This window comes from Nostoc sp. CHAB 5836, assembly GCF_020829445.1.
Taxonomy (GTDB): Bacteria; Cyanobacteriota; Cyanobacteriia; order Cyanobacteriales; family Nostocaceae; genus Nostoc.
Genome location: NZ_JAIVFV010000235.1, coordinates 1 through 8617 on the forward strand (window position 1 = coordinate 1; position 8617 = coordinate 8617).

Here is an 8617-nt window from a genome sequence, read left to right on the forward strand (position 1 = left end):
TAAAAAAAACCTTGTGGTAAACCTTAAAGGAATTTTTAGGACTTATTGTTTTTGCCAAACCTCAGAGAACAGCGAGTTAATGGTGCAAGCGTCATCAACCCACTCTCGTAAATTGGCGAAGGTATTGCACATAGTTGATCTTTTTTAAGGTGCTGCCACTCCAATTCAATTGGGTTCATCTGGGAGCAGTATGCGGGCAAAAAGAAGATGTACAAACCCATCTCTTCCCATTTTGACCATAACTGCTGAACTTCGTGACATCGATGTATTAGACCGTTGTCCTGCACTATTACTCTGATGCGGCCAACCTTCTGGGTATCAAAAGCTTCATGTTCCATCATCTGGATGTAAGATTTACGACCAACACCCCCGATCACAAGACCGTAAATAAAACTTATTATTGGTTGAAAAAACCCAATAATGCTTAATCTACGACCACGACGCTTTGTTTGTTCTAAATGCTTTTGCTCCCCTCGTTGGTAATAGGTGTATCCAGGTTCGCTCCATGCACAAAACCCTGATTCGTCCAAATACTTTAGGTCTATTTCTCCAGCAGCAGCTAATTCCAGCATATCTAAGTCTACTTGTTTTTTTTCCCGTATTACGGGGTCTTGTTTTCCTTGATGACTCTTCTTCGCTCGTTTCCAAATGATCCCCTTTTTTTGAGTACCCGTCTTAACCTGTCGGGACTTAGTTTAATGGAGCGATGCCTGCGGCGGGCTGCGCCTACGCTCTCTAATTTCTGGGCTAGTTGAAGACTGTTGTATGTACGTGCTTCTTTTTTCAGGCATTCTTCCAAAAATGCTATGTCCATTTCGGTCCACTTCGGTTTTCCCCCTCGCCCTGGTAATTCCCAAAGCCCTTCTATACCTAACTTCTGCCATTTATGTAAAACTTCTCTGACTGTTTGACAAGTCCAGTTAAAGTGAGCAGCTATTTTTTCCACATACCAGCCATGTGCGTTTAACCTGATTACCTCTGCTCGGTCTTTAACTTTTTGTGGTACATCGGTAGTTCTTAGATTTAAGAGGGTCTTGTTTTGCTCCGATGTCAGAAATACCCTTAGACGAGCGCCCATATTTTTAGTCACCTCGGTAGATATATTATCCGTATTTATTTATCTTTACATAGTTTAGTTTTTTCACGCCGACCTACTTATTGAGCCTATCAGCAAATGCGACATCAAAATGGGCAGCAGGACCAACTTGTTGGAGGTGAAGTTCTTTTAACATTTGGCTCTCATACACAAATTTATATTGATCAACTTACTTCTTATAAATTAAAAGCTATATCTCTGGATGTTTGCAGTTTGCTGTAGCGAATTCACAGTCTTTGCTCAAGCTATTCGTAATCGTTCAATGTCCTTCATAGGAGGCGCACCAAACATCCGAGAATATTCGCGACTAAACTGTGAAGGACTTTCGTACCCCACCTGATAGGCAGTACGGGTCGCATCGGCATTCTCGGCAAGCATCAGGTGACGCGCTTTCAATAGTCTTAATTGCTTTTGATATTGCAGCGGACTCATGGAGGTGACTTCTTTGAAATGGCGATGGAACGAGGAAGGAGACATATTGGCTTGAAGAGCTAGATCCTCAACCCGCAGTGACTTTGTAAAATCAGCCTTGATAAGTTTTATCACTTCAGCAATGCGCTGCATATTGCTGCCCGATGTGGCAATTTGGCGAACTGCTTCACCTTGTTCACCAATTAGCAAACGGTAGTAGATTTCGCGGACGATCATTGGTGCTAGGAATGGAATATCCTGCGGTGTGTCCAAAAGCCGTGTCAGCCTGATAGCACAATCAATCAACGATGGATCGGCATCGCTGATGAACCAGCCTCTAACCGAGTTTTCTTTCTTACCCATGCTTGGGTTAGTTTGAGCAATAATGTCACAGAGTTGAACGGGGTCTAAATCTAGCTTAAATCCTAGATACGGCTTCGCAGGTGTCGCCTCGATCGCACATCCACAGAGCGGCAAATCCACCGACACCACTAGATATTGAGCCACACCATACCCATAGGTTTCCTCATTTAGCAACACTTCTTTTTTGCCTTGAACGACAATGCCGAGAATCGGTTCGGCGACTCCCTGCATTGTGGTTGAAGTATCAGATTTCCGCATGAATTCTAACTGACTAATTGCTGTTGGATGAACACCGTTTCCCCTACTGTCAGTGTGCCGGGCGACTAATGCTGCCAGTTCGTCACACTTGCTGATTGCCGCTTCATAGTTCAGTGTTTCAATCACCACGCGCTCATTCCTGACTGATACCATCCTCATAGGCTCATTATAGAGAATATTTCTCCCTTGCCAACGCCTGACTTGAGAGGATTAGGCAATCATCTGCAAGGTTTGTGTATTTAGGGAAAAGCTTTTCAACCTTATGATGAACCCATGCTGAAAGACAAGGCTGAAAGGATGAGGCAATGAAGAGAAACAAGGCAAAAATTGCTTTAGTCACAGGAGCGAGCCAAGGACTGGCGAAAAAAGGGGTTGGTGTAATTGTGACGGATCGCAGCAGTGAGGCAAAAGTGAACAGTGTTGTTTCTGCGATCGCCTACTGTGGCCATTCACCCATCGCGGAAACCGATGAGTAAATACCCAAAGAATTGAAGTCTCTAGAGGCATATTTTTCTAAGTCAAATCAACCTCAACAGCAAGGACAGTCATCATGTTAAATGTAGAAAACAAAGTTATTGCGATCACTGGAGCCAGTAGTGGCATTGGTGAAGCCACAGCAAAGTTACTTGCTCAAAACGGTGCAAATGTAGTTCTGGGGGCACGGCGTACAGAAAAGCTAGAAGCGATTGTCAAAGAGATCCGCGACCAGGGAAACATTGCAGAATTCAAAGCAGTGGATGTCACCGATCGCGAGGATGTGAAAGCATTCATTCATTTTGCTAAAGAAAAATTTGGTCGCGTCGATGTCATCTTCAACAATGCAGGTGTGATGCCCTTGTCTCCAATGAATGCCCTGAAAGTCGAGGAGTGGGACACCATGATTGATGTAAATATTCGTGGCGTATTGAACGGCATTGCGGCTGGTTTACCGATCATGGAAGCACAAGGCGGCGGACAGTTTATCAATACTGCGTCGATCGCTGCTCACATGGTAGGGCCCACCAGTGCAGTCTATTCCGCGACAAAATATGCTGTTTGGGCGATATCTGATGGACTGCGCCAGGAGTCGAAGAACATTCGCGTGACCATCATATCCCCTGGTGTCGTTGAGACCGAACTCGGCTCTGATATCACGGACGATGCAGTAAAAGGCTTCTTAAAAGAACTTCGCAAAACTGCCCTCACCCCTCAGGCGATCGCCCAATCTGTCTTATTTGCTGTGTGCCAACCGGATGATGTCGATGTCAACGAAATCATTGTCCGCCCGACAGCCAGCGCCTTCTAGGTATTGAAGACATCACTTCTGTGTCCCTTCTTTGCGTTATGAGCTTGATTGACACATACAAGACACTTTTACCATTCTGAGTACTCAGTACTCCTCTTCTTACTCAGCACTCAGCACTTTTAACTCAGTACTCTTCATCGACTTTGTTGTTTCAGCCAGAAAAGAAACCTATGAGCCTTACCGCCTTCCGCACTCTCGGACACTCCGGCTTGATCGTCAGCCCGCTCACCCTCGGCACCATGACCTTCGGCACCCCGCGATGGGGTGCGCCCGATGAGGTTTCTGAGTCCATCTTCCATGCTTATGTCGATGCTGGCGGCAACTTCATCGACACCGCCGATGTGTATGCCAAGGGTCGCAGCGAGGAACTGATTGGTAGCTATATCACCGATCGCAGCCTACGCGACCAACTAGTGCTTGCAACCAAGTTCAGCTTTCACGGCGGCGAACCGGGCAACGCGAATGCAGGCGGCAACGGACGCAAAAACATGCATCGGGCGCTTGAGGGTTCGCTGCGCCGCCTCCGTACCGACTACGTTGACCTCTACTGGATGCACACCTGGGATATGGTAACGCCTGTTGAAGAAGTACTACAGTCGCTCGGCGACCTGGTGCGCGTCGGCAAGATCCGCTACTTCGGCTTCTCAAATGTGCCAGCCTGGTACACTGCCAAGGCAGCGGCGATCGCCACAGCGCATAACATTCCCGGGCCCATCGCCATGCAACTGGCGTACTCGCTCGTTGAACGCAGCATTGAGCGCGAACATCTGCCCGCCGCCCGTGAATGCGGTCTCGGCATCTGTGCCTGGAGTCCGCTTGCTGCTGGTTTCCTCACTGGCAAGTACCAGCGCGAGGAGGCGGGGGCGAGCGGTCAAGGACGGCTGATTGGCCCCAATCCTTTCGGGAACCAGATGTTCACCGATCGTAACTGGCGCGTCCTTGATACCCTGCGAACGGTGGCAGAGGAAGTCGATCGCCCCTTGGCGCAGGTCGCCCTTGCCTGGGTTTTGGCACAGTCTGGCATTACCTCGCCGATTCTGGGTGCAAGCTTGCTCGAACAACTGTATGACAATCTGGCATCATTGGACATCCGCCTCACCCCGGAACAGATCCGGACGCTGGACGAGAGCAGTGCCCTTGATCCCGCCTTTCCCTATAGCATCTTCACCAGCGAGGTGAATCGTAGCATTTTCGGCGGCGCGATCGTCCAAGGCTGGAGGTAGCTGCTTCGGTTGTGTTGCAAAGTACTTTAGTAACTTAAGGTAGTCGATCTAACCAAATTCGAGAACAAGTTAGCCAAATTACTAAGCAATTGTTAGGAGGATTGTAATGCCTAACTGGAGTGCAATTGAAGCAAGTTTTTTACGTCAACCCCACGCGCAACAATTAGGAGAATTGGCAGCTAGTTTGGCACGCCTTAACTCTTGGTCACAAAAGAGTGCAATTCGTGAATTAGTTCCAATATTGTTGTCAGAAAGTTTGTTGTACGTGTCTTTAATACAACAAAAAAGTGAAATAAATAATGTTGAATTAAATCAACTCCAAGACTTATTACAAAACTTGATTAATGTTTGGGACAAATCAATGGAAATTACAGATATTGCATCTAACTTTTCCCGTTAAGTCTCGAAAAGCTTGCTCACAAAGGATTGAGGAGAAAGCACACCATATACGGTACAGTAATTGAAATCGGGTGCTGGAGGCGACAAGCAATGCTGGACTGGTGGGAGAAAAATTTTGCGACTTATGATTTAGGCGATTACCTACGGTAGGCTTCGCCAACGCCGATTGAATGAGCGTGCTTTTGTCTTTCGGCTATGCTCTAAGTCTTGGATTTGGCAAAGCACTATCGGAAATCTTCAACAAGGGAACCGTACTCAAGAGGGCTTATGAGTTTTTGCCAACCCAAAAGTGGAATTTGCAAAACTAATAGAGCCGCACTGTCAAATGACGGCGGAAACTGTTGCAGAATATGATGTCGTGTTGTGTGTTGGAGACACTACTTTTCTCCGCGATCCTCTACTCGTATCTGCTGTTTATGCGACGGAAGTTGATTGCCCAGGCGGTGAAACCCCTGTGGAGTGGATGTTGCTCACCACGGAAGCGATCGCAGATATTGAGATGGCGGCTACGATTTTACGTTGGTATTCTTACCGTTGGCGTGTAGAAGAGTATCATAAAATTTTCAAGTCGGGATGCCAAGTAGAAAGATACAGACTTGCTGCTGATGGGATGAAAACCTTAATTGCAATCTTTACGTGTGATTGCTGTTGAGCTTTTGCAGTTGACTTATCTACACCGTACCCAGCCAAACGCCGACGCAATTGTTATCCTCAATCCCCTTGAGCTTCGCATTTTGAAAGCTAAATCACCTAAACTACCCAAGATATTAACTGTTAGTTGGGCTGTGGAAGCGTTGGCGAAGCCCGCCGTAGGCATCGCTCGTTTAGGGGGTTACTTAGAACATCGACATAAAACTCCTATTGGTATCCAGGTACTGTGGCGGGGCTGGTTAAAATTGCATGACAAGAGTGAGGGTTGGCAGCTTGCTAGAGAGACTTAACGGGAAAAGTCAGCACCAACAATTTGCTCATGCATTAATAGATCGCTATTCTTCCAAAGCCAGATAAATCAGGATGATTGACCGTCAAAGTGGAGGCACTGGCTAATTAGTCCAGAAACCTAATCTAACCCGAAGTTTTGGGTTAGTGGTAGCTAATGCTCAATCTTCATGCCGTAACTGCCAGACTGCACCAAAAGCGGCCCCAGCCCCAGCTAACAATCCAGTACTCATTCCTTGGATAGTTTTTTGGATTGGATTTTGGCTTAGGCACTCACTTGTAACCTTACTGTCTTCCAGGCAGAGACTACTTTCTGCCCAACCAGCAGTACCTCCTAAAATTACACCAGTAATACCACAGGAGACAATTAGCAGCAAAAGGCGTTGTGTTTTTCTAGGCATAGATGGATGTGTCAAAAGTACTATGGTAGTTCACTTTTAATTACTTTACACATCCATGCAGCAAATGTCAGCTGATTTATGGCTAGGTCAACTCATCCGCCTCGGGGTAGTTGGTGAGTTTTCGCCGATTGATGCTCAAAAAAATCTACTCAATCTTCAAGTTGAAAGGTAAGCGGGCATAAATCCCCTGTGGATCGTTCATCTTTTGCAAAATCTCTACTTCCTGTTGCAATTTCTGGAATTCGGCGGTGAGGGGATTGGCTGATTTGAGTTGTGCTGACTCAATCCCGAAAGCAGTCCGCGCCTCTTCTGTTACACGCCCAAAAAAACGTTCTCCAAAGCTGCTAGTGCGAGGATATTCTTGCACCTCCCAGTCTTCTCCTAGTTTCGCCTCCTTGGCAGTGTATGCGATCGCAATATTCAAACCGCCAATTTCATCCACCAAACCAATTTCTTTGGCCGCCTCACCCGACCAAACCCTTCCTTGGGCAATTTCTGCTACTTTTTGTTCTGGGAGTTTGCGACCTTGAGAAACTTTATTCAGAAACATATTATAAATACGGTTAACACTGCGCTGATAAAGTTCCAATTCTTGAGGCGATTTGGGACGCGAAACTGTTTGACTATCAGCATAGCGTCCGGTTTTCACCGAATCCCAAGTAATACCATTATCCTTTGCCAGTTTTTCTCCATTGAACAGCAACCCGAATACACCTATGGAACCTGTAATGGTATTTGGTTCGGCAAAAATGCGGTTAGAGTCGCTAGCAATCCAATAACCACCGGAGGCAGCGACATCACCCATTGAAACAACAACTGGTTTCACCTCACGAGTTAATTTTACTTCTCGCTGCATGACTTCGGCTGCGGTGGCACTACCACCAGGACTATTAATTCGTAATACAACAGCCTTCACATCCTGATCTTGTCGTAGTTTGTTGAAGATTTTCGCAAAGCGATCGCCTCCTACTTGCCCATCATCACCTTTACCATCGACAATCTCACCCTCAACATAAACAACAGCAATTTGATTTTTTGAGCTACGTTCTACACCCAAAGATTTGCCAGAAACTTCTGCGTAGCTATTCAGGCTAATTTGTCGGAATGTTTTGTCTTCTTTATCGCTATTTGTCAACTTTTTCAGGTCAGTTACCACTTCATCGGGGTATTGTACTTGATCAACTAAACCGCTAGTTTTGGCTTGTGTGGCTTCTAGTATTGCCTGATTATCTGCGATCGCCTGCAATTTATCAGGCTCAATTTTCCGACTTGTGCCTACAGCAGTGCGCCATTCTCCCCAAACATCATCCAGCAATCTCTGAGTTTGTTCACGGTTTTCTGGACTCAATTTTGTGAGGATAAACGGTTCAACAGCTCCTTTAAATTTCCCTACCCGCACGACTTGAACACCAATGCCATATTTTTGCAATCCTCCCGCTAAGAATATTGGTTGTGAACTCAAACCATTGACTTCCATCATTCCCAGAGGATTAAGTATGATGGAATCTGCTATTGAACTAAGGTAATATTCCTTTTCACTCCAATCACTGCCATAGGCTACAATCTTTTTCCCCGCAGCACGAAACTCCTCCAGCGCTTTCCGAATTTCTTTAAGAGAGGCATAGCCGACGTTACCAGTTCGGCTTGTGTTCGTTGCATCTAAGTAGATGCCGACAATTCGCGGATCGCGCCGCGCCTTTTCCAAAGTTTCCACAACTTTGCGCAGTGCCATCCTCTCGTCATCTACACCTGATATTGTGTTTTGAAACAGTTCGCCTGAACTAGGTTCACTATCAGTAATTTTCATTGACAAGTCAAAAACTAGCACTGACTTATCTTTGACATTTGGCCCAGTATCTTTAGAGGAGGTAGCAGCCAATACCAGTAAGAACAGTCCAGTGGTTCCTAGACCACCAAAAATAATTAGTCCTAGTAAGGTGCCAATTAAACTAGCAAAAGTTTGTTTGATAAAGTTAGTCATTGGTCATTGGGCATGGGGCATTGGTCATTGGGCATGGGGCATTGGTCATTTACAAATGACAAAGGACAAATGACTAATGACCTATTTACTTATTCTATGCGCTGTAAACTACCAGAGTGCTTTAACTGATACAAGTTGACACTCCCCGCCCTAAAGGGAACGGGGATTCTTAATTAAACAATTGTAAAGACAACTGTTCAAATAATATCCGCTTTTCAGGTATTACCTTAGATGTACGGTTCTTGCCCTGATCCTGTTTGC

At 45.9% G+C, this 8617-nt stretch carries 7 protein-coding genes and 2 pseudogenes; 5 read left to right on the forward strand and 4 right to left on the reverse strand.

The genetic code is table 11. The features are described from left to right. Positions 1-170: 170 nt before the first annotated feature. A pseudogene (locus tag LC605_RS29100) lies at positions 171-1078 on the reverse strand (IS630 family transposase); the annotation flags it as partial. A 258-nt stretch (positions 1079-1336) separates the two neighbouring features. Continuing rightward, positions 1337-2257, reverse strand: a complete 921-nt coding sequence (locus LC605_RS29105; RefSeq protein WP_229550923.1) for an AraC family transcriptional regulator — start codon at positions 2255-2257, stop codon at positions 1337-1339. A 176-nt stretch (positions 2258-2433) separates the two neighbouring features. Here LC605_RS29105 and LC605_RS29110 point away from each other — a divergent pair, with 176 nt between their 5' ends. From LC605_RS29110 to LC605_RS29130, 5 genes and pseudogenes are all read left to right on the forward strand, one after another. Then, positions 2434-2604: a hypothetical protein gene (locus LC605_RS29110; RefSeq protein ID WP_229550924.1), complete on the forward strand. Its 171-nt coding sequence runs from the start codon at positions 2434-2436 to the stop codon at positions 2602-2604. 74 nt (positions 2605-2678) lie between these two features. Further along, positions 2679-3413, forward strand: coding sequence for an SDR family oxidoreductase (locus LC605_RS29115; protein ID WP_229550925.1), 735 nt, complete (start codon positions 2679-2681; stop codon positions 3411-3413). 170 nt (positions 3414-3583) lie between these two features. Next, positions 3584-4636 carry an aldo/keto reductase gene (locus tag LC605_RS29120; protein ID WP_229550926.1) on the forward strand — a complete coding sequence of 351 codons (1053 nt, stop codon included), beginning with the start codon at positions 3584-3586 and terminating at the stop codon, positions 4634-4636. A gap of 106 nt (positions 4637-4742) precedes the next feature. Then, a complete protein-coding gene (locus tag LC605_RS29125; RefSeq protein ID WP_229550927.1) occupies positions 4743-5036 on the forward strand; it encodes a hypothetical protein in 294 nt (97 codons plus the stop codon). 393 nt (positions 5037-5429) lie between these two features. Then, positions 5430-5976, forward strand: a pseudogene (locus LC605_RS29130) (IS4 family transposase); the annotation flags it as partial. A 159-nt stretch (positions 5977-6135) separates the two neighbouring features. On the opposite strand, the gene LC605_RS29135 reads toward LC605_RS29130, so the two are convergent. Beyond that, entirely contained in the window at positions 6136-6375 is a 240-nt protein-coding gene (locus LC605_RS29135; RefSeq protein ID WP_229550928.1) for a hypothetical protein, read from the reverse strand. 145 nt (positions 6376-6520) lie between these two features. Beyond that, a complete protein-coding gene (gene sppA / locus LC605_RS29140; protein WP_229550929.1) occupies positions 6521-8356 on the reverse strand; it encodes a signal peptide peptidase SppA in 1836 nt (611 codons plus the stop codon). Positions 8357-8617: the final 261 nt, after the last annotated feature.